The sequence below is a fragment of the Nocardioides sp. CPCC 206347 genome (assembly GCF_048654605.1).
Taxonomy (GTDB): domain Bacteria; phylum Actinomycetota; class Actinomycetes; order Propionibacteriales; family Nocardioidaceae; genus Nocardioides.
In genome coordinates, this window is the sequence record NZ_JBMCYZ010000003.1 from 374,896 (window position 1) to 395,506 (window position 20,611).

The following is a 20,611-nucleotide window of genomic DNA, read 5'->3' on the forward strand; positions in this document are numbered from 1 at the left end:
GGATCAGGCTCCCTTGCTGAACATCGCGAGCATGCGGCGCGTGACCGCGAACCCACCGAAGACATTGATCGACGCGAGCAGGATGGCGACGGCGGACATGCCGAGCACCAGCTTGTCGTCGGTGGCGACCTGCACCAGCGCGCCGACCACGACCACGCCGGAGATGGCGTTGGTGACCGACATCAGCGGTGTGTGCAGGGCGTGCGCGACCTTGCCGATCACGTAGTAGCCGATCACGATCGACAGCATCAACACCGTGAAGTGGCGACGCAGCTCTTCGGTCGGGGCGAGGGCGTTGACCAGCCAGAACAGGCCGATCGCGCCGAGCACCAGGCCGACCTTGGCGCCTGCGGACAGGGGCTTCTTCGGCTCGGCGGCGGCCACGGGCGCGGCGGCAGCGGCAGCCGGGGCGGCCGAGACCTGCACGGCCGGAGGCGGCCACGTCGACTCGCCTTCCTTGACGACCGTGATGCCGCGCTGGACGACGTCGTCGAAGTCGAGCGCCAGGGCGCCGTCCTTCTCCGGGGTCAGCAGCTTGAGCAGGTTCACGATGTTCGTGCCGTACAGCTGCGAGGTCTGGGCAGCCAGGCGACCCGCGAGGTCGGTGTAGCCGAGGATCGTGACGCCGTTGTCGGTCACGATCCGCTCGTCGGTGACGGTGCCGGTGGCGTTGCCGCCGTTGGCGGCCGCCATGTCGACGATGACCGAACCGTTCTTCATCCCGGCGACCGTCTCGGCGGACAGCAGCTTGGGAGCGGGGCGTCCGGGGATCAGCGCCGTGGTGATGACGATGTCGGCCGCGCGGGCCTCCTCGTCGTACATCGTGGCGGTGGCCGCTTCCTGCTCGGCCGTCATCTCCTTGGCGTAGCCGTCGGAGGACACCTCGGACTCGAAGTCGACCTCGACGAACTGGGCGCCCATCGACTCGACCTGCTCGGCGACCTCGGGGCGTACGTCGAAGGCGCGCACGATGGCGCCCATGGCGGACGCGGCACCGATGGCGGCGAGGCCGGCGACACCGGCACCGACGACGAAGACGCGGGCCGGCGGGATCTTGCCGGCGGCGGTCACCTGGCCGGTGAACATCCGGCCGAACTCGTGGGCCGACTCGACGACCGCGCGGTAGCCCGCGACGTTCGCCATCGAGGACAGCACGTCCATCGACTGGGCGCGCGAGATCCGCGGCACCGCGTCCATGGCCAGCGCCGTGACACCGGCGGCCTGGAGCTGCTCGAGCAGCTCGGGGCTGCGCGCGGGAGCCATCATCGAGATGATCGTGGCGCCGCGACGGAGCCGGCCGATCTCCTCGGCCGAGGGCGCGTTGACCTTGACGACGACGTCAGCGGCCCACACCTCGTCCGAGGTCCCGACGCGCACTCCGGCGTCGACGAACGCGGAGTCGGGCTGGTCGGCAGCGTTGCCGGCTCCCGACTCGACGACGACGTCGTAGCCGAGGTTGGTCAATTGAGTTACGGTCTTCGCGGTCGCCGCAACCAGGGTTTCACCCGGTTTCGACTCGCGGGGGATGCCGATGAGCATCGAGCCTCCAGCCATTCGTGGATACAGCGCCGCTCAACCTACACAGCCGTTGGCCTGTGAGGTCCCCGTCTTACGTGTGACGTCCGTCTACAAGGCAGTCAGGCGCTCTCGACGCGGTCGGTCCCCGAGACGTCCGACACACCGGGCATGCTCACGCCGCCACGACGGATCACGTCCTGCTCGCCCCTGGCGACGATCTTGTAGAACTCCTTGCTGCGCCCACGCAGGATCGGTGAGCGGGCCAAGAGGGGGATCCGGCTGTGGCCGAGCCGGCTGGAGCGGCACACGGCCTGGTAGGCGATCTCGTCGCGGCGTGACCATTCCATCTCGAACAGGGTCCGAACGCTGGGCGGAAGGCTGCCCACCGTGAGCAGGTGGATGGTCGAGAACAGCGGCCGGGCCGGGAGCGGCGGCTGGTTGGGCACGTCGTAGCCGGCGATGTACCTGCCCAGCTGCTTCATCTCGGCGGTCAGGTACGGGCGGTCCGAGGCGAGGTAGGCGTCGTACTGCTGCCGGAAGTCGGCGTGGTCGCGTGGGGCGGCCGAGCGCGGCATCCCGAACAGCTCCCCCCAACGCACGAAGTCCTCGAAGAGCTCCTGGCGTTCGCGGTCCGCCAGGCGGCGGACGAGGTGGTCGTACTGGTGCTCCACGGAGTCGAGCGTGAACGCCACCGTCCACCACATCGCATCAGGGTCGTAGGCGTCGTACCGCTCGCCGGCGGGGTGCGCGGGGCCGCCGTACTCGTCGATGGTGCCCTGGACGGTGGCGTGCCGCTTCGCGGTGAAGGCCAGCGCACGGTCGGCCTCCTCGGTCGTGCCCAGGAAGACCGCCTCGAACAGTCGTGCCGTCAGCGCAAGGCGGGTGTACGGCGTCTCGCGGTTGCTCGTGCTTTGCGCGGTGCCCTGGGCCAGCAGCGAGTGGGTGGCGCCGATGGCCAGCGCGCGCTGGCCGTAGGTGAGGGCCACGACGCGCTGGCTGAGGGCGCGGTACGCCATGGAACGGGGAGAGAAGTAGCCGGCCATCGTCGTACCGTCCTCGGCTCAGCCTCCGGCGATGCCGTAGAGCCGGTCGCCCGCGTCCCCGAGCCCGGGCACGATGTACCCCTTCTCGTTCAGCCGCTCGTCGAGCGCCGCGGTGACCACGGTCACCGGGATGGCCAGGTCGGCGAGCTCCTCCTCGAGCCGGGCGACGCCCTCGGGAGCGACGAGGAGGCAGACCGCGGTGATGTGATCGGCCCCCCGGTCGACCAGGAAGCGGATGGCCGCGGCGAGGGTTCCGCCGGTCGCGAGCATCGGGTCGAGCACGTAGCACTGCCGTCCGGACAGGTCGTCGGGCAGCCGTTCGGCGTACGTCGCGGCCTCGAGGGTCTCCTCGTTGCGGACCATGCCGAGGAAGCCGACCTCGGCCGTCGGCAGCAGCCGCATCATCCCGTCGAGCATGCCGAGCCCCGCCCGCAGGATGGGTACGACGAGGGGCCGGGGCGTCGCGAGCCGCGTCCCCGTCGCCGGGGACACCGGCGTGACGATCTCGCACGGCTCGACCCGGACGTCGCGGGTGGCCTCGTAGGCGAGCAGCGTGACCAGCTCGTCGGTGAGGGACCGGAAGGTCGGTGAGTCCGTCTCCTGGTCCCGCAGCACGGTCAGCTTGTGGGCGACGAGTGGGTGGTCCACCACCTGGGTGCGCATGAGCGGCAGCCTAGTCCCCGCCCGGTGGCCGATGCGGTTGCGAGGAATCCCCTAGCCCTGTGGGGGTTCGCGTGTCACCCTGATGCCATGCCCGCAAGCGACGCGATCGACTTCGCGCTGGCCGCCTACCGTGAGGAAGGCGTCTGGCAGGTTGCCGAGCTGACCCCCGACCACGCGGTCGATGTCGAGACCCTGGCCTCGGCCCTGCGCCGGTTCCCGGGCGACGGGGGAGCGGTCGGGCTGGTCGCGGTCGACGAGGACTTCTTCGTCGTGGTCCGTGTCGCGGGCCCCCGCACCCGGGTGATGCTGTCCGACGTCAGCGCCGCGACCGAGTGGGAGCTGGCGGCCACCGTCGTCGAGCACCTCGGCCTGCCGCTGGTCGACGACGAGGACGACGCCGAGCCCGCGGGCGATCTCGAGCTGCTCAGCGACCTTGGTGTCGACGCGATGGACCTCGCCGAGATCCTCGACGACGACGAGCTCTACCCCGACGAGATGCTGTCCGAGGTGGCCCGTGCCCTCGGCTTCGGTGACCTGTTCGACGACGTCGTCGGACTCACCTCGGCGTGACGTCCGTTCCACCGGCCGGGCAGTCCTGGCTGGAGCCGATGCGCGCCGCCCTCGCGCTCGCAGAGGAGGCCGTCGCATCGGGTGACGTGCCGATCGGCGCCGTCGTGGTCGATCCGGACGGCGTGGTCATCGGCACCGGCCGCAACGTGCGCGAGCAGGATGCCGACCCCACCGGCCATGCCGAGGTGGTCGCCCTGCGGGCTGCGGCCCGGGTGCGCGGCGAGTGGCGGCTGACCGGCTGCACGCTGGTGGTCACCCTCGAACCGTGCACCATGTGCGCCGGCGCCGTCGTGCTGTCGCGCGTCGACCGCCTGGTCTTCGGTGCGTACGACGACAAGGCCGGTGCCGTGGGTTCGCTGTGGGACGTCGTACGCGATCGACGGCTGAACCACCGTCCCGAGGTCGTCGCCGGCGTGCTGGCGGACGAGTCGGCTGCGCTGCTCGACAGCTTCTTCGCCGAGCAGCGCCGATGAATCCGGTCGCCGGGGACGGTCTGTCCCGGGCATGACCACTCTCGATCTCGGGCCCGCGACCACCACTCTCCGGGGCCTGGTGGCGTCGGTGACCGACGACCAGCTCACCCTCACGACGCCGTGCACGGAGTACGCCGTCGGTGACCTCGTCGAACACATCGGCGGCCTCGCCGTCGCCTTCACCGGTGCGGCCCGCAAGCAGCAGGCGCCCGGGTCCGGCCAGGGTGGCAGTGGCGACGCCTCCCGGCTGGAGCCCGGCTGGCGTGATCGCATCGACGCCGACCTCGCGGAGCTCGCCGAAGCCTGGCGGGACCCGGCGGCGTACGACGGCATGACGGCGGCCGGGGGCATCGACATGCCGGGCGAGATCGCGGCATCCGTCGCGCTCAACGAGGTCGTCGTGCACGGCTGGGACCTCGCCACCGCGCTCGGTCAGCCGTTCGTGGCGACCGACTCCGACGTCGCCGGGTGCATGGCGTTCGCCGAGCCGTTCTCGACCCCGGAGGCGGCCGACCAGCGGGGCACCGCGTTCGGGCCCGTCGTCCCGGTGGCCGACGACGTCCCGCCGCTGACGCGACTGCTGGCCATGATGGGGCGCCGGGCCTGACGGGTCGGCCGGTCAGCCGCTCGCGTCAGCCGAGCGAGGCCGCTTCCGCGGCGAGCTTGCTGATCCGCTCCCAGTCACCGGCCGCGACCGCATCGGCGGGCGTGATCCAGCTGCCTCCGACACACCCGACGTTCGACAACCCGAGGTAGGTCGGCGCCGAGTCGACGGTGATGCCGCCCGTCGGGCAGAAACGGGCCTGGGGCAGCGGGCCCGCGACGGACTTGAGGTACGGCGCGCCGCCGGCCGCCTCGGCCGGGAAGAACTTCATCTCGGTGAGCCCGGCGTCGAGGACCCGCATCACTTCGGAGACGGTCGACGTACCGGGCAGGAACGGCACGCCGGTCTGCACCATCGCGGCCAGCAGGTCGGGGGTGAGGCCGGGGGAGACGAGGAACCGGGCGCCGGCCGCGACCGCTGCCGCTGCCTGGGCCGGCGTCGTGATGGTGCCGGCGCCGAGCATGATCTCGGGCACCTCGTCGGCGATCGCGCGCAGGGCCTCGAGCGCGACGGGGGTGCGCAGGGTCAGCTCGATCGCCGGCAGGCCGCCGGCCACGAGCGCCCGGGCCAGCGGGACGGCCGCGGCGAGGTCATCGATCACGACGACCGGCATCACGGGGACGACGTCGAGGACGCTCTCAGGAGTGGACAAGGCGGACCTCCAGGTCGGCGGCGGGTGCGGGGAAGACCGAGGCGCCCTCGTCGGCCGGTCCGACGGTGGTGCGGAAGGCCGCGAAGAGCTCGCGACCGGTGCCGGCCCACTCGTCACCGGTGGGCGCCTGCCCGGTCGGTGCCCGATGGGCCAGGTCGGCGTCGATGGTGAGGGTGCCTGCGTCGGAGTCGAGCGTGATCAGGTCGCCGTCCTGCACCCGCGAGAGCGGTCCGCCGAGGGCGGCCTCCGGTGTGACGTGGATGGCAGCGGGCACCTTGCCCGACGCGCCGGACATCCGGCCGTCGGTGACGATCGCGACCCGCTGTCCCCGGTCCTGCAGCACCCCGAGGGCGGGCGTCAGCTTGTGCAGTTCGGGCATCCCGTTGGCCGCAGGCCCCTGGTAGCGAATGACCGCGACGAGGTCCTGCCCGTCGAGCTTGCCGTCGGCGAAGGCGAGCAGGAAGTCGTGCTGGTCGTCGAAGACCCGCGCCGGCGCACTGACGAAACGGTGCTCGAGGGCCACTGCCGACGTCTTGACGACGCCCGTGCCGAGCGGGCCCTTGACGACCTTCACGCCGCCGTCGGCGGCGAACGGGTCGGAGGCCGGGCGCAGGACGTCGAGGTCGAGGCTCTCGGCCGGACCGGGACGCCACGTGACGTTGCCGTCGACGAGCACCGGTTCCTCGGTGTAGCGCCGCAGGCCGGGGCCGACGATCGTCTCCACGTCCTCGTGCAGCAGGCCCGCGTCGAGGAGGGTGCGGACGAGGAACCCGATGCCGCCGGCCGCGTGGAAGTGGTTCACGTCGGCGGCGCCGTTGGGGTAGATCCGGGCCAGCGACGGCACCACGGCCGACAGCTCCGCCAGGTCGTCCCAGGTCAACAGGATGCCCGCGGCACGGGCGATCGCGACGAGGTGCAGCGTGTGGTTGGTGGAGCCGCCGCTCGCGAGCAGGGCCACGCACGCGTTGAGGATCGCCTTCTCGTCGACCATCTCGCCGAGCGGGGGAGCGGCGTCGTACTGGGCCGTGCGGGTGACCGCCCGTGCCGCGGCGGCGCGGGTGAGGGCCTCGCGCAGGGGCGTGCCCAGGTTGACGAAGGACGAGCCCGGCAGGTGCAGCCCGAGCACCTCCATCAGGAGCTGGTTGGAGTTGGCGGTGCCGTAGAAGGTGCACGTCCCGCGCGAGTGGTACGACGCCGCCTCGGCCTCGAGCAGCTCCTCACGCCCGACCTTGCCCTCGGCGAAGAGCTGCCGCACGGCGGCCTTCTCCTTGTTCGGGAGTCCCGACTCCATCGGGCCGGCAGGCACCCACACGGCGGGCAGGTGGCCGAAGGACAGCGCACCGATCAGCAGGCCGGGCACGATCTTGTCGCAGACGCCGAGCAGCAGGGCGCCGTCGAACATGTCGTGCGAGAGCGCGATCGCGGCGGACATGGCGATCAGGTCGCGGCTGTAGAGCGAGAGCTGCATGCCGTCGCGGCCCTGCGTGACGCCGTCGCACATCGCGGGCACGCCGCCGGCGACCTGGGCGAGTCCGCCGGCACGGATGACGGCGTCCTTCAGGACGGGCGGGTAGTCGCCGTACGGCTGGTGGGCCGAGAGCATGTCGTTGTAGCTGGTGATGATCGCGAGGTTCGGCTTCTGGCCTCGGGCCAGCTCGGTCTTCTCGGCTCCCTCGGCGGCGGCGAAGCCGTGCGCGAGGTTGGCGCACGCGAGGCGGCCACGGGCCGGACCGCGGACCGCCGCGGCGCGGATTCGCCGGAGGTAGGCCGCACGGGTGGGTGCGCTGCGCTCGGTCAGCCGACGGGTGACGTCGTCCAGGACCGGATGGAGGGGTGGGTTCATGTGCTGGTTCACGTGCTGGGCTCCTGCCAGGTGTGGCCGTCGCGCGCCAGCAGCCGTGCCGCGGCGGCGGGGCCGTTGGTGCCGGGGTGGTAGCGGACCGGCTCGACGCCGTCGCGCTGCCACTGGTCGAGGATCGGTTCCACCCAGGACCACGCGGCCTCGACCTCGTCGCGGCGCATGAAGAGGGTGGGGATGCCGCGCATGACGTCCATGAGCAGGCGCTCGTACGGGTCGGGGCACCGCTCGTCGAAGGTGTCGGCGTAGCTGAGGTCCAGCGACGCGGGGTGCAGCCGGATGCCACCGGGGCCGGGGTGCTTGGCGGTCAGGTGGAGCTGCATGCCCTCGTCGGGCTGCATCCGCACGGTGAGCCGGTTGGGAGTCGTGGTGCCCTCGCTGTGGGGGAACATCGCGTGCGGCGGCTCCTTGAAGACGACCTCGATGGTCGACTCCTGGCGGGCCATCCTCTTGCCGGTGCGCAGGTAGAAGGGGACGCCTGCCCAGCGCCAGTTCTGCACCTCGGCGCGCAGCGCGACGAAGGTCTCGCTGGTGCTGGGGTGCCCGAGCTCCTCCCCGTACGTCGTGTACTGCCCGCGCACCGTGTTGCGGTCCACGTCGGCGCCGGTGAGCGGCACCAGGGCACGCAGCACCTTGAGCTTCTCGTCGCGCACGGGGTCGCCGCCGACGTACGTCGGCGGCTCCATGGCGACCAGGCAGAGCAGCTGGAGCAGGTGGTTCTGGACCATGTCGCGCATCGCGCCGGCCCGGTCGTAGTACTCGCCGCGACCGGCGACGCCCAGGGTCTCGGACACGGTGATCTGCACGTGGTCGACCCACCGGGAGTTCCACACGGGCTCGAGGAAGGTGTTCGCGAAGCGGGTGACGAGGAGGTTCTGCACGCTCTCCTTGCCGAGGTAGTGGTCGATGCGGAAGATCTGCCGCTCCTCGAAGACCCGACCGACGGCGTCGTTGACGACGCGGGAGGAGGCGAGGTCGGCTCCGATCGGCTTCTCGAGCACGACGCGGCATTCGGGGGTCACCAGTCCGAGGTCGTCGAGACGACCGCAGATCGGGCCGAAGAGGTCGGAGGCGACGGCGAGGTAGTAGACGCGGATCGGGCTCTCGTCGGGTCCCGCGGTCCGCGCCGGGTTGTCCTTGAGTAGTCCGTGCAGGCGGTCCCACCCCTCGGGGGAGGTGGCGTCGAGCGCGAGGTGGTGGAGCCGGCTGACCAGCCGGTGGACGGCGCCGGCCTCGAGGTGGTCCTCGGGAACGTGCTCGAACAGGGCCTGGGTCACCAGGTCGCGGTAGGCGTCGTCGTCCAGGTCATGGCGGGAGACGCCGACGATCCGGGTGTCGGGGTGCAGGTGTCGCTGGCGCTCGCGCTCGTACAGGCCGGGAAGCAGCTTGCGGAGGGCGAGGTCGCCGGTGCCGCCGAAGACGGTGAAGTCGCAAGCCGGGAGGTCGAGATCGGGGGGAGTCGCGGTCACCTCACCCACCGTAGTGCGTAAGTAGGTCCAATAGAAGCCCTACTTAGGATCTTTTCAGACCAAAGTGAGCAGTCATCGGTTCGGGAATGGCCTAGGATCCGATCCCATGAGCGACGTGCAGACCCCACCGGCAGCGCGGGAGTCCGCGACAGCCGGTGATCTGCTCGCCCTGCTGCGCAGTGGTCGCGCCTCCACCCGGGCCGACCTCCGTGCCGTCACCGGGCTGTCCCGCACGGCTGTCGTGGCCCGGGTCAGCGCGCTCGCCGACTCCGGCCTGCTGCGCATCGGCGCCGAGCTGGCCTCCACCGGTGGGCGGCCCGCCGGCAGCCTGATCTTCAACACCGAGGCGGGCACCGTCCTGGCGGCCGCCATCGGTCGCTCCCGGTCCCAGGTCGCCGTCTTCGACCTGGGCGGCACCGAGCTCGCCTCCTCCGCCGTCGACCACGAGGTCGGCGCCGGCCCGGAGGACGTGATGCCCGGAGTCGCCGACCAGCTGGCGCAGCTGCTCACGCCCGACCTGCCCCCGGTGCTCGGCATCGGTTGCTCGCTCCCCGGCGTCGTCGACTGGGAGCGTGGCGTCAGCGTCGACACGCCCGTCATGGCCGGCTGGGACGGCGTCCCCCTGGCGCCGTACCTCTCGCGGGTGGCGGACGCCCCGCTCTTCCTCGCCAACGACGCCGACACGCTCGCCCGGTCGGAGTTCCTCGGGCATGCCCGCGAGATCAAGGACCTGCTGGTCCTCAAGGCGTCGACCGGTCTCGGCCTCGGCGTGCTCGCCGACGGCCGCATCGTCAGTGGCGCACGCGGGGGCGCCGGCGACCTCGGGCACACCAAGGTGAGCGAAGCCGCCGGTCGTCCGTGTCGCTGCGGCGACGTCGGCTGTCTCGAGACGATCGCCTCCGGATGGGCGCTGGTCGCGCGACTCCAGGAGGAAGGTCGCGACGTCGGGCACGTGCGCGACCTCGTCGCCCATGCCCTGGCCGGCGACGCAGAGGCCAAGCAGCTGCTGCGCGAGAGCGGGCGACAGGTGGGCGAGCTGCTGGCCGTCGCCATCAACCTGCTCAACCCCCAGGCGGTGGTCCTGGGCGGCGACATGGCCGCGGCGTACGACGTCTACGCCGCCGGTGTGCGCGAGTCCGTCTACGCCCGGTCCTCCGCGCTCGCCACCCGTGAGCTCCAGTTCCTTCCGTCGACGTACGGCGACCGCGCCGGCCTCGTGGGATGTGCGGCCCTGGCGCTGGACGCCGTGCTCAGCCCGGCCGCGATCGACGCGCGCCTTGCCCTGGCCCGGGCGCTACCACCGCGGGTGGATCTGGTCCCGTAGCCGTGCGTCGTAGATGCCGCGGACTCCGTTGAGGAACGCGGCAGGGAGCGGGCCGAGCGCGCCGGCGGCGGCGTTGCCCCGCGCCTGTTCGACGCTGCGGGCGCCGGGGATCACGGTGCTGACGCCGGGCTGCTGCGCGCACCAGGCGAGCGCGGCCTGGGCAGGCGTGACCCCGTCGCCGAGCGTGTCGCGGACCAGGTCGCTGAACTCCCGCGCTGCCGCCACGCCGGTCCGGTAGTCCACGCCGGAGAAGGTCTCGCCCACGTCGAAGGCGCTGCCGTCGCGGTTGTAGGTGCGGTGGTCGTCCGCCGGGAAGGCGGTCGTGTCGTCGTACCGACCCGAGAGCAGGCCGGAGGCCAGCGGGACCCGGGCGATGATGCCGACCCCCGCAGCGGCCGCTGCGGGCAGCACCTCGTCGAGCGGCTTGAGCCGGAACGCGTTGAGGATGATCTGGACCGAGGCGACCCCGGGTCGCGCGATGGCGGAGAGCGCCTGGGCGCAGGTCTCGACGCTGACGCCGTAGGCCGCGATCACCCCGTCGGCGACCAGCGCCTCGAGCGCGTCGTACGTCGCGTCGTCATCGATGACCGCAGACGGCGGGCAGTGCAGCTGTACCAGGTCGATCCGGTCGACGCCCAGGTTGGTGCGCGACCGCTCGAGCCAGGCCCGGTAGTTCGTCGGCGTGTAGTTGCCCGGGACCTGCTCCATCCGGCGCCCCATCTTCGTGGCAACGGTGAAGCCGTCGTCGCGGTGAGCGGCGAGGAAGCGGCCGACGATCTGCTCGCTGCGTCCGTCGCCGTACACGTCGGCCGTGTCGTAGAAGGTGACGCCGCCCGCGGCCGCCTCCTCGAGCACGGTCCGCGCGTCGGCTTCGGTCACCTCGCCCCAGTCGGCGCCGAGCTGCCAGGTGCCGAGGCCGATGGCGGAGACGTCCACCTTGGCCCGGTCGAAGGTGCGCTGTTCCATTTGTCGACTCCTACCTCTTGGCCTTGACCCGCACCGCGGCCGTGTCGTCGCTGCCCACGGTGGCGGACCCGGCGTAACCCGCCTTGATCGTGTGTACACCCCTGCGGAGGGTGATCACGACCCGGGCGACGCCGTTGCGCAGCACCGGTCGGGCGACCACGCGGCCGTCGACCTTGACCACGACCCGGCCGGTGGCCAGCACGGTCGAGGGCGATGTCGCGACGGTGACCTTCACGGTGATCCGCTGGCGGGGGCGCGGCGTGGTGTCGGACAGCTTCAGCAGCGTCGTGGCGCCGGCTCGCTTCACCGCCGCCGTCTGCAGCGAGGTGGCCGTGCCGCTCAGGCCCGTGGGAGCAGTGGCCGTCACGCGCACCGTGAGCCGGCGTCCGACGTCGGCCGCGCGCGGCGTGTACGTCGGTGCTGCCGCACCGCTGATCGCGACGCCGTTGCGCATCCACCGGTAGCTGTAGGTCAGGCCCGGGGTGTCCCAGATGCCCGGTCCCGCGGTCAGCTTCCGCCCCACCTGGGGTGTCCCCGAGATCGTCGGCGCGGCTTCGTTCACCGGCGCGACCGGGGGCGTCTCCAGCGGGTCGATGCTGCTGAGGGTCGGCGTCACCTTCTGGATCAGCCCGTCCTCGCCGAAGGTGAGCCGGTCGATGGTGGTCTCCCGGTGGTTCCCGTCGCCTCCCGGCGACGAGAAGGTGGGCATCGCGAAGCGGTGGTAGGCGATGTACCAGTCGTCGGTGCCGGGCACCTGGATGATCGAGCTGTGGCCGGGGCCGAGGATGCCCTGGGAGACGTCCTTCTCGAGGATCACGCCGCGGTAGGTCCACGGGCCGTTGATGCTGGTCGAGGTGGCGTAGCCGACCCGGTAGTTCGGCGAACCGGTGTCGTCGATCGCGTACGTCAGGTGGTAGATCCCGTTGCGATAGTTGAGGAACGTCCCCTCGCGGAAGCCGGTCAGCCCGCTGATCCCGCTGATCGTCTCCTGCTTGATCGACAGCATGTCGTCGGACAGCTCGGCGTACACCGGGGAACCGTTGCCCCAGAACAGGAAGTACTTGCCCGTCACCGGGTCCTGGAAGGCGGCCGGGTCGATGGCCTGGCCCGACGTCACGGCCTCGTTGTTGAGGATCATCGCCTGCGGCTGCGCGGTGAACGGCCCCTCGGGGCTGTCCGCCACGGCGACACCGATGGTCTTGCGGTTGTACGTCGGGTTGTGGCCCGAGAAGTAGAAGTAGTACTTCCCGCCCCGCTCGATGATCGTCGGAGCCCACGCGTTGCCGCTCGCCCACGGGACGTTGCCGTTGGCGCCGTCGAGGGTGAGGAAGGGCTCCTCGGACCGGGTCCAGTCGACGAGGTCGGTCGACTTCCAGACGTAGAACTCCTTGCCGCCCCAGCCGGCGTAGCCGTCGCTGGTGGCGTAGAGGTAGTAGACGCCGTCGAACTCGGCGATGTTCGGGTCGGCGTAAAGCCCGGGCAGCACCGGCGACTTCATCTCGACGGCGCGCACGGTCCATTCCCGGGTCGCGCCCGAGGGGGCGGTCACCGTCACGGTCCGCGGAGCCGAGTAGTCCGCCGGTCCGTCCACGTCGAGCGTCGAGCCCGCCTTGACGTCGTACGACGGGTCGAGGCCGGTGAGGCCGGTGCCCGGAGTGACGGGCAGGGTCACCGTCGAGGTGGCGCTGTCGACGATGGCCGGAACCTTGAGGCTGGGCAGGTCGACACCGAGGATCGCGGTCGGGTCGGCTGCGAGGTCGCGGACCTCGGCGGTCGTGAGTGCCCGGTTGTAGATCCGGAAGTCACGGACCGCGCCCTTGAGGTACTTGTCGCCGCTGTAGACCGAGCGGCCGATGTAGTTGGCTGCCGTGTCGCCGTCACCGATGTCGCCCGGCTTGATGGTCACACCGGTCTTCTCGCCGACCTTCACGCCGTCGAGGTAGAGCGTCGCGGTGCCGTCCTGGAGCGTGTACGTCAGGGTCTTCCACACGTCCCGGGCCAGGGCGTTGCCACTGGTCGCGGTCTGCTCGGTGGTCCAGTTGGCGCTCGCGATCGAGGTTCGGTAGGCACTGTTGCCCGTGGTGAACAGGTAGCCGTTGCCGGTCCCGCCTCCGTCGGTGTTGCCCAGGCCCCAGATGAAGTACGGCGTCGGCTGGGTCGGGTCGACCTTGACCTCGGTCGACACGGTGATCGCGTCGAGCCCGGCCATCATGTCGTCGGGGAGCTTCACGTGGCCGTTGGTGCCGCCCAGGTTCAGCTGCCCGTCGCCCCAGGTCGCGTCGCCGGACACCGTGCCGTCGTACCCGTGGCCCGAGCTGTCCGCTGCGGTCGTGCCCGTGGTGGCGTCGAGCTCGTAGTGCGCCACGAGGCCGTCCTCGTTCGCCTCGACCGGGGTGGGCGGCTCGGGGATCACGATGCCCTCGCGCAGGCTGTCGAGCTCGGCCTTGGTCACCGGGATCACGGTGCCGTGGCGCGGGCTGCCCGGGAGGTCGTAGACGGCAGGGACCTGCCAGTTCGGCTGGGTGAGGTCGTCGGTGCCGAGCGGGATGTAGCCGCGGCCGCCGTACTCGTCGACGAAGAGGTAGAAGTCGTTGCCCGAGGTGTCACCCGGGTTCGCCTTGAAGACGGTCGGTCCCTCGACGGCACCGGTGCCGGCGTCGCGCCCGATGCAGGAGTCCTGCATGGCCCACGCGGGGTTGCCGGGCAGGTCGACGGCGGTCAGCTGGTCGGCCGTCTCCTGGATGATGTCGGAGCAGCCGGTGCCACCGCCGCCCTCGTCTTTGGTGAAGCGGTAGTAGTGGCCGTCCTCGCGGACGACGGTCGAGTCGATGCGGGACTCGCCCCGGTCCTGCCAGATCTGCGGCTCGCTGAAGGTCACGAAGTCCCGGGTGGTGGCGTAGAGCATCCGGTTGTAGGTGCTGCCGGTGTGGTTCGGGTCGTTCTCGGCGTACAGCTTCGAGGCCCAGAACACGACGTACTGCTGCAGGTCCTCGTCCCAGTAGGCCTCCGGGGCCCAGGTGTTGCCCGCGGTCGGCGGCGAGATCAGCACGTGGCGCTGCGCGGACCAGGTCTTGAGGTCGGTGGACTCCCAGACCTCGAGGTAGCGGCTGCCCGTGCGCTGGGAGCGGTCCCAGTCGCCGTTGCGTCCGATCGAGAGGTCGGTCGCGATCAGGAAGAACCGGTCACCCTCGGGGGAACGGATCAGGAACGGGTCGCGCAGGCCCATCTCGCCCATGGTCGACTCGAGTACCGGCTGGCCGTTGTTGAGCTCGTCCCACTTGAGGGCGTTGTTGCCGCGGCTGGCAGCGAAGTAGATCTTCTCGCCGGGGATGCTGCTGGCGGTGAAGTAGCTGAAGGCGTAACCCTCGTACGGCGCTGCCGCGGGCAGCTCCCGCACGGTGAGGGTGATGTCGCGGGTGGCGGAGGCAGCCCCGACCGTGACGGTCGCGGTCAGGACCACCGTGTCGTTGCCTGCGCCGTGTGCCGGACGGTGCACGATGCCGGCGTCGTCCACGACCGCGGGGTCGTCGCTCGCCCAGGTGATGGTGGCGCTGCCGGTCCCCGTCGTCGGCAGGGTCAGGTTCCCGCGTACGTCGTCCGGGTGCACCAGCGCGATCGCGGCGGCCGCCGCCTCGGCCTTGGCGAGGTCGCTGTCGTCGGGCACCACGGTCGCGGTGAAGGTGCGGGTGTCGCTCGCGGTGCCCCGGGCCAGGGTGGCGGTCAGCGTGACGTCGGTGGGGTCCGAGCCGGCGCCGGGCTGGGTCACGGCGCCGTTGTTCGCGACGACGGCGGTGTCGGAGGAGGACCAGGTGATGGTGGAGCCGAACGCACCCGTCGCGGGCAGGGCGAGGTCGTCGGCCACGGCCGAGATGTCGCCGAGGTCGAGGGCCGCCTTGTCGGCAGCGACGCGGTTGGCGTCGGTCAACGAGATGTCCGCGACCTCGGCCGCGGTGATGGCGCGGTCGTAGATGCGGAAGTTGCGGAGCTTGCCCTTGAGGCTGTTGTCGGCGGCGTAGTTGGACTCGCCGAGCAGGTTGTTGACCGTGACGCCGGCGCCGATGGAGCCGGGGGTGACGGTGACAGCGGTGTTCTGGCCGACCTGGACGCCGTCCTCGAAGAGGGTGCCGGTCGTTCCGGTCTGCGTGTAGGTCACCGACTTCCACACGCCGCGGGCGAGGTTGCCGCCGCTGGTGCGGGCGGTGACCTTCTCGCCGGACCAGTTGGTCGGGGTGATGCCGGCGCGGAAGGCGTTGCCGGCAGCGAAGAGATAGCCCGTGCCCGAGCCGGACGTGGCCGAATTGCCCAGCCCCCAGAGGAAGAACGGGGCGGCCTGGGTCGGCTCGACGAACACGTCCACGTGCACGGTGATGGCGTCGAGGCCGGCCAGCACGTTGTTGGGCAGCTTCACGTGGTCATCGACCCCGTCGAGGGTGAGCACTCCGCCACCCCAGGTGCCGCCGACGAGGGTGCCGTCACGGTCATGGCCGGAGGTGTCCTCGACGGTGGAACCCGAGGTCTGGTCGAGGTCGTAGCGCACCACGAGCCCGTCAGTGACGTCCGCGGCCGCTGGTCGCACCGACGGCAGCAGGAGCAGCAGGCCCCCGACCAGGGCGAGGGCGAGCAAGGCGGACAGTCGGCGTAGGGCTGGGGCGAGTCGCGACATCATTCCTCCGTTTGTGAGCGCTAACAACGGAGTGTGACTGCCGTCACCCCTCCCGTCAACCCCTACGAACAAGGCGCGAATCGTTCCCGACGGATTCACTGGAAAGCCTTGACGGAACAGGAATGTTAGCGCTAACAATCATCCTGTGTCGTCCGTCACATTGCCCCCGTCCCGCTCCGGCCGCCGCCTGTTGGCCGCCTCCGGTGCTTCGCTCGCCCTCTTCGCCGGGCTGCTCGCCAGCGCCGCCGGACTGGGCCTCACCGCCGCCCCGGCCGCTGCCGCGGCAGGCACGGTGACGTGGTCCGATGCCTTCGACGGGGGTGCCCTCGCCGGGCGTTGGGGGGTGGTCAACCCCGACCCGTCCGCCCTCGACGTCAGCGGCGGAGCCCTGCACCTCACCGGGCAGGCCGGCGACACCTGGCAGACGACGAACACCGCGAAGAACCTGGTGATGCTCGACGTGCCCGCCGGGGACTTCACGGCCACCGCGACCCTCACGGCGCCGGTCTCGAAGGTCTATCAAGGTGCCGGGCTGATCGCCTGGCAGGACATGGACAACTACGTCCGCGCCGGTCTGACGTACGTCGGAGCCCTGTCCCCGTCCGGCATCGCGATCGAGACGGACCGGGAGACGGGGGCAGCCTTCGGTGCGGTGGGCTTCGCCGACCGCCCGGGGTCGACCGGGGAGACGCTGCGGCTGCAGCGCACCGGCAACACGATCACGACCAGCTATCACGACGAGGGCACGGGGTCGTGGGTGACGGCGGCGACCACGACGGTCGCGTTCGACACCACCCAGGTCGGTCTCTACGCGCTCGCCGCCCAGGACGGCACGACCACCGCTGCGGCCTTCGGCTCCTTCGAGATCACCCATGCCCGCGGAGCGGACGTCGTGCCCGACGGCACCTTCACGCTCCAGGCCGACTCCGACGCCGCCCACCTCGTCGTCGACGACGACGGACTCGCCCTGACGGCGGACCAGCCCACGTCCAGCGTTCGATTCCTGGCGACCGACCTGGGCGACGGGGCGCTGGCCGTCACCGCTGCAGGTCGCCCCGTCGTCATCGACGGTAGCGCCCTGCGCGTCGGGCAACCCGGCACCGATCCCACGCCGCTGCGGTTCACCGACTCCGGCGGCGGCAAGGTCGTCGTACGGATCGACGGTGCAGCGGACGGGTCCGACCACGTGGTGGCCGGCGCTGATGGCCGGCTCGCGGTCGGCGCCGAGGCCGATGCCGTGCGCTTCGTGCTGACCGAGGTCGACGACAGCACGGCCACGCTCGACATCGACGCCGACGGCGAAGGTGCCGAGCTCAACCCCGACATGTTCGGGATCTTCTTCGAGGACATCAACTACGCAGCCGACGGCGGCATCTATGCCGAACTGGTGCGCAACCGGTCCTTCGAGTTCAACAGCACCGACAACGGCTCCTTCAACGCGATGACCGCCTGGAGCCTGGCGAACCGCAGCGGAGGCGCGACGAGTGCAACCGTCCTCAACGACGCCGGTCGCCTCAACGACATGAACCGCAACTACCTGCGGCTGATCGCCGCGGCGGCCGGCGACGGCGTCCGCAACACGGGCTTCGACAACGTCGCCATCAAGGCCGGCGACGTCTACGACGCCTCCGTCTGGGTCCGTACGACGACAGCCCAGTCCCTCACCCTGCGATTCGAGGACACCGCGGGCACCACCGTCCTGGGCAGCGGGACCGTGCAGGTCGAGGGCAACGACACCTGGCAGCGGGTCCAGGTCGCGATCACCGCGACCGCCTCCAGCAACGTGGCCCGGATCGCGGTCCTGGCCGGGGCACCGTCGACGCTCTCCGTCGACATGGTCTCCGTCATGCCGCGGGACACGTGGGTCGGTCCGGTCAACGGCCGCTCGGTGCTGCGCAAGGACCTCGCCGAGCGGGTGGCCGCGATGGACCCCGGTTTCGTCCGCTTCCCCGGTGGCTGTGTCACCAACGCCGGCACCTTCAAGTCCTATGGGGAGAGCGGCTTCGTCGACCGGCAGCGCACCTACCAGTGGAAGGAGACGATCGGCGCGATCGAGGAGCGCCCGACCAACAAGAACTTCTGGGGCTACAACCAGACCTACGGCATCGGCTACCTCGAGTACTTCGAGCTGGCCGAGGACCTCGGCGCCGAGCCCCTTCCCGTGCTGTCGGTCGGCGCGAACGGCTGCGGCAGCACGATCCCGGAGATGAAGGACCAGGCGTCGATCGACCGCTGGGTGCAGGACACCCTCGACCTGATCGAGTTCGCCAACGGCGGGACGGAGACCGAATGGGGTGCCGTCCGCGCGGAGCTGGGTCACCCGGAGCCGTTCGACATGAAGATGATCGGCCTCGGCAACGAGGAGAACACCACCACCTTCGAGGCGAACTTCCCGCAGTTCAAGCAGGCCGTCGAAGCGGCGTACCCGGACATCGCGATCATCTCCAACTCCGGTCCCGACGACGCGGGCACCCGCTTCGACACCCTGTGGGACTTCAACCGGGCCCAGGGCGTCGACATGGTCGACGAGCACTACTACAACGACCCGGACTGGTTCCTCGACAACGCCCGTCGGTACGACGACTACGACCGCGAAGGCCCCAAGGTCTTCCTCGGCGAGTACGCCAGCCGCGGCAACACCTTCTGGAACGCACTCGTCGAGGCGGCCTACATGACGGGCCTCCAGCGCAACGGCGACGTCGTACGACTGGCGTCGTACGCCCCGCTCCTGGCGCACGAGTCGCACGTCCAGTGGACCCCCGACGCGATCTGGTTCGACAACGACGAGTCGTGGGAGTCCGCCGACTGGCAGGTCCAGAAGATGTTCGGCAACAACGTGGGCGACCAGGTGGTGCCGAGCACCTTCGACGGATCCGTCAACGCCCCGCAGGACGTGCGCGGTGGTGCCTTCCTCTCGACGTGGAACACCAGCGCTGCCTACGACAACGTCGTCGTCACGGACAACGAGACCGGCGCGACGCTCTTCAGTGATGACTTCGCCGATTCGTCGAAGTGGGCCTCCCAGCAGGGATCGTGGGCCGTGAGCGGTGGTCGCTACGTGCAGTCGTCGACCAGCACCACCGACGCCCGGTCGATCATGACCGGCGCCTACGAGAAGGGCTGGACGAACTACACCCTCGAGCTCGACGCGACCAAGCTCTCCGGCGCGGAAGGCTTCCTGGTCGGCTTCGGTGCGACCGGCGCCAACAACTTCTACTGGTGGAACCTCGGCGGCTGGAACAACACCCGCTCCGTGCTGCAGCGCGCCGACGGCGGCAGCGCCAGCGAGGTCGTCGCACTGGAGGGCGAGAGCGTCGCCACCGGGACGACGTACCACCTCAAGATCGAGGTGGACGGCACCACCGTCCGGCTCTACCAGGACGGCGTCCTCAAGCTGACCCACGACCAGGTCGACTCCAGCGAGCAGCTCTTCCAGGTGGTCACCCGCGACGAAGCCAGCGGCGACCTGGTCGCCAAGGTCGTCAACACCGCCACCGGTCCCGTGCGGACGCAAGTGCACGTGTCCGACGCCGGCATCGAGCCGACGGGCACCGTCACGACGCTCACCGCGCCGTCACGGACCGCGACCAACACCAAGGCCGACCCGACCGTGATCCGGCCCCGCGAACGCACCGTCTCCGGACTGTCCACGGACTTCGAGTACGAGTTCCCGGGCTCGTCGGTCACCTTCCTGCGGATGCACACCGTCGACGGCGTCGCGCCGACGATCGACGAGCTCGCGGTCCAGGGCCAGGGAGTCAACGGGTGGTACCGCGATCCGGCGACCGTGCACGTCGCTGCCGCGGACAACCGTGATGTCGCCCGCGTGGAGTGGTCCCTGGGCGGTGCCGCCTGGCAGCACGCGGCCGGCGCCGAGGCCGACATCGTGGTCGCCGGCGACGGCACCCACGAGCTCTCGGTCCGTGCGGTCGATGCCGCAGGCAACGTGGGCCAGGCCCGGCCCCTGACCGTGGGGATCGACGCATCGGCACCGGTCACCAAGGCGTCCTTCGACGCTGACGCCCGCTCGATCACCCTGACGGCCGCCGATTCCGGCGCCGGCATCGCCGACGGCGGCACGGAGTACCGGGTCGGCGAAGGAGCCTGGACGTCGTACGACGACGCGATCGCCGTGGGCGCGGGGTCCGCGGTCGTCGAGTTCAGGTCGACCGACGTCTTCGGCAACGCCGAGGAGCCCGGACGCCTCGAGGTCCCGGCCGTCGACGCGGTGACGACTCCTTCGACGACCGCGGCCGTCGCGGTCGCGACCCGCGTCGCGCTCGGGAAGGAGGTCGCGATCCGCGTGACCGTCGCCGGCGCCTCCAGCGTCCCGACCGGCGCCGTCACGCTCCGCGAGGGCGCCACGGTGCTGGCTTCCGGGGACCTCGTCAACGGGAGGGTGACGCTTCGCGTGGCCGCGCTGCGGCTCCGGCTGGGATCCCACTTGCTCACGGCGGAGTACACCGGTGGTGCGACCTACTCCGGTTCGAGCGACGCCGTACGGGTCACGGTGGTCAAGTCGCCGGCCAGCACGGCGCTGAGCATCACCAGGGTCGCCACCCGCAAGCCGCAGGTCGCGGTCCGGGTCAGTGCGGCGATGCCGGTGTCCGGCGCGGTCCGGATCGTCGTCCAGCGCAACGGGCGCACCGTCGCCACCCGCACCGTCGTCCTGTCGGGTGGGCGCGGCGTCGTCCGGCTGCCACGCCTGGCCCGCGGCCGCCACGTGGTCATTGCCAGCTACCTCGGCTCGGCCACCGTCGACACGTCCTCGACCCGCACCGCCGTGCGGATCCGATGAAGACCAGGAG

The 20,611-nt window shown here is 71.0% G+C and carries 13 protein-coding genes; 5 read left to right on the forward strand and 8 right to left on the reverse strand.

Features of this window, described 5'->3' with window-relative positions; all coding sequences use genetic code 11:
• Positions 1–3: 3 nt before the first annotated feature.
• The 3 genes from ACOACQ_RS13390 to upp form a co-directional block, all read right to left on the reverse strand.
• On the reverse strand, positions 4–1,539 hold the full coding sequence (locus ACOACQ_RS13390; protein ID WP_420288575.1) for a Re/Si-specific NAD(P)(+) transhydrogenase subunit alpha: 1,536 nt from the start codon (positions 1,537–1,539) through the stop codon (positions 4–6).
• A gap of 98 nt (positions 1,540–1,637) precedes the next feature.
• Entirely contained in the window at positions 1,638–2,561 is a 924-nt protein-coding gene (locus tag ACOACQ_RS13395; RefSeq protein ID WP_420288479.1) for an oxygenase MpaB family protein, read from the reverse strand.
• 18 nt (positions 2,562–2,579) lie between these two features.
• A complete protein-coding gene (gene upp, locus ACOACQ_RS13400) occupies positions 2,580–3,224 on the reverse strand; it encodes a uracil phosphoribosyltransferase (protein ID WP_056709574.1) in 645 nt (214 codons plus the stop codon).
• A gap of 87 nt (positions 3,225–3,311) precedes the next feature.
• Between upp and ACOACQ_RS13405 the strand changes: the two genes are divergently transcribed.
• The 3 genes from ACOACQ_RS13405 to ACOACQ_RS13415 are packed head-to-tail and all read left to right on the forward strand — an operon-like array spanning position 3,312 to position 4,874.
• A complete protein-coding gene (locus ACOACQ_RS13405) occupies positions 3,312–3,794 on the forward strand; it encodes a tRNA adenosine deaminase-associated protein (RefSeq protein WP_378606010.1) in 483 nt (160 codons plus the stop codon).
• Entirely contained in the window at positions 3,791–4,267 is a 477-nt protein-coding gene (gene tadA / locus ACOACQ_RS13410; RefSeq protein ID WP_420288480.1) for a tRNA adenosine(34) deaminase TadA, read from the forward strand. Before ACOACQ_RS13405 ends, tadA begins: the two co-directional genes overlap by 4 nt.
• Positions 4,268–4,298: 31 nt before the next feature.
• The gene (locus ACOACQ_RS13415; RefSeq protein ID WP_420288481.1) at positions 4,299–4,874 is read left to right on the forward strand and encodes a TIGR03086 family metal-binding protein; all 576 of its coding nucleotides are present in this window, start codon (positions 4,299–4,301) and stop codon (positions 4,872–4,874) included.
• 25 nt (positions 4,875–4,899) lie between these two features.
• Here ACOACQ_RS13415 and eda read toward each other — a convergent pair whose 3' ends face one another.
• The 3 genes from eda to zwf are packed head-to-tail and all read right to left on the reverse strand — an operon-like array spanning position 4,900 to position 8,850.
• Positions 4,900–5,523: a bifunctional 4-hydroxy-2-oxoglutarate aldolase/2-dehydro-3-deoxy-phosphogluconate aldolase gene (eda, locus tag ACOACQ_RS13420; protein ID WP_378605998.1), complete on the reverse strand. Its 624-nt coding sequence runs from the start codon at positions 5,521–5,523 to the stop codon at positions 4,900–4,902.
• On the reverse strand, positions 5,510–7,366 hold the full coding sequence (edd, locus tag ACOACQ_RS13425; protein WP_420288576.1) for a phosphogluconate dehydratase: 1,857 nt from the start codon (positions 7,364–7,366) through the stop codon (positions 5,510–5,512). Before edd ends, eda begins: the two co-directional genes overlap by 14 nt.
• Before the next feature lie 8 nt (positions 7,367–7,374).
• Entirely contained in the window at positions 7,375–8,850 is a 1,476-nt protein-coding gene (gene zwf, locus ACOACQ_RS13430) for a glucose-6-phosphate dehydrogenase (RefSeq protein ID WP_420288482.1), read from the reverse strand.
• A 106-nt stretch (positions 8,851–8,956) separates the two neighbouring features.
• On the opposite strand from zwf, the gene ACOACQ_RS13435 reads away from it, so the two are divergent.
• Positions 8,957–10,174 carry an ROK family protein gene (locus tag ACOACQ_RS13435; RefSeq protein WP_420288483.1) on the forward strand — a complete coding sequence of 406 codons (1,218 nt, stop codon included), beginning with the start codon at positions 8,957–8,959 and terminating at the stop codon, positions 10,172–10,174.
• Here the strand turns inward: ACOACQ_RS13435 and ACOACQ_RS13440 are convergent.
• On the reverse strand, positions 10,145–11,140 hold the full coding sequence (locus ACOACQ_RS13440; protein WP_420288484.1) for an aldo/keto reductase: 996 nt from the start codon (positions 11,138–11,140) through the stop codon (positions 10,145–10,147). The two genes, ACOACQ_RS13435 and ACOACQ_RS13440, sit on opposite strands and share 30 nt — an antisense overlap.
• A 10-nt stretch (positions 11,141–11,150) precedes the next feature.
• Positions 11,151–15,803, reverse strand: a complete 4,653-nt coding sequence (locus ACOACQ_RS13445) for a family 43 glycosylhydrolase (protein ID WP_420288485.1) — start codon at positions 15,801–15,803, stop codon at positions 11,151–11,153.
• 145 nt (positions 15,804–15,948) lie between these two features.
• Here ACOACQ_RS13445 and ACOACQ_RS13450 point away from each other — a divergent pair, with 145 nt between their 5' ends.
• The gene (locus ACOACQ_RS13450) at positions 15,949–20,601 is read left to right on the forward strand and encodes an alpha-L-arabinofuranosidase C-terminal domain-containing protein (protein ID WP_420288486.1); all 4,653 of its coding nucleotides are present in this window, start codon (positions 15,949–15,951) and stop codon (positions 20,599–20,601) included.
• Positions 20,602–20,611 lie beyond the last annotated feature (10 nt).

What these genes read in the sequence shown, in the direction of transcription:
- ACOACQ_RS13390 (WP_420288575.1), bottom strand. Translation starts at nt 1,539, where the DNA reads ATGCTCATCGGCATCCCCCGCGAGTCGAAACCGGGTGAAACCCTGGTT.
- ACOACQ_RS13395 (WP_420288479.1), bottom strand. Translation starts at nt 2,561, where the DNA reads ATGGCCGGCTACTTCTCTCCCCGTTCCATGGCGTACCGCGCCCTCAGC.
- upp (WP_056709574.1), bottom strand. Translation starts at nt 3,224, where the DNA reads ATGCGCACCCAGGTGGTGGACCACCCACTCGTCGCCCACAAGCTGACC.
- ACOACQ_RS13405 (WP_378606010.1), top strand. Translation starts at nt 3,312, where the DNA reads ATGCCCGCAAGCGACGCGATCGACTTCGCGCTGGCCGCCTACCGTGAG.
- ACOACQ_RS13415 (WP_420288481.1), top strand. Translation starts at nt 4,299, where the DNA reads ATGACCACTCTCGATCTCGGGCCCGCGACCACCACTCTCCGGGGCCTG.
- edd (WP_420288576.1), bottom strand. Translation starts at nt 7,366, where the DNA reads ATGAACCCACCCCTCCATCCGGTCCTGGACGACGTCACCCGTCGGCTG.
- ACOACQ_RS13435 (WP_420288483.1), top strand. Translation starts at nt 8,957, where the DNA reads ATGAGCGACGTGCAGACCCCACCGGCAGCGCGGGAGTCCGCGACAGCC.
- ACOACQ_RS13440 (WP_420288484.1), bottom strand. Translation starts at nt 11,140, where the DNA reads ATGGAACAGCGCACCTTCGACCGGGCCAAGGTGGACGTCTCCGCCATC.
- ACOACQ_RS13445 (WP_420288485.1), bottom strand. Translation starts at nt 15,803, where the DNA reads ATGTCGCGACTCGCCCCAGCCCTACGCCGACTGTCCGCCTTGCTCGCC.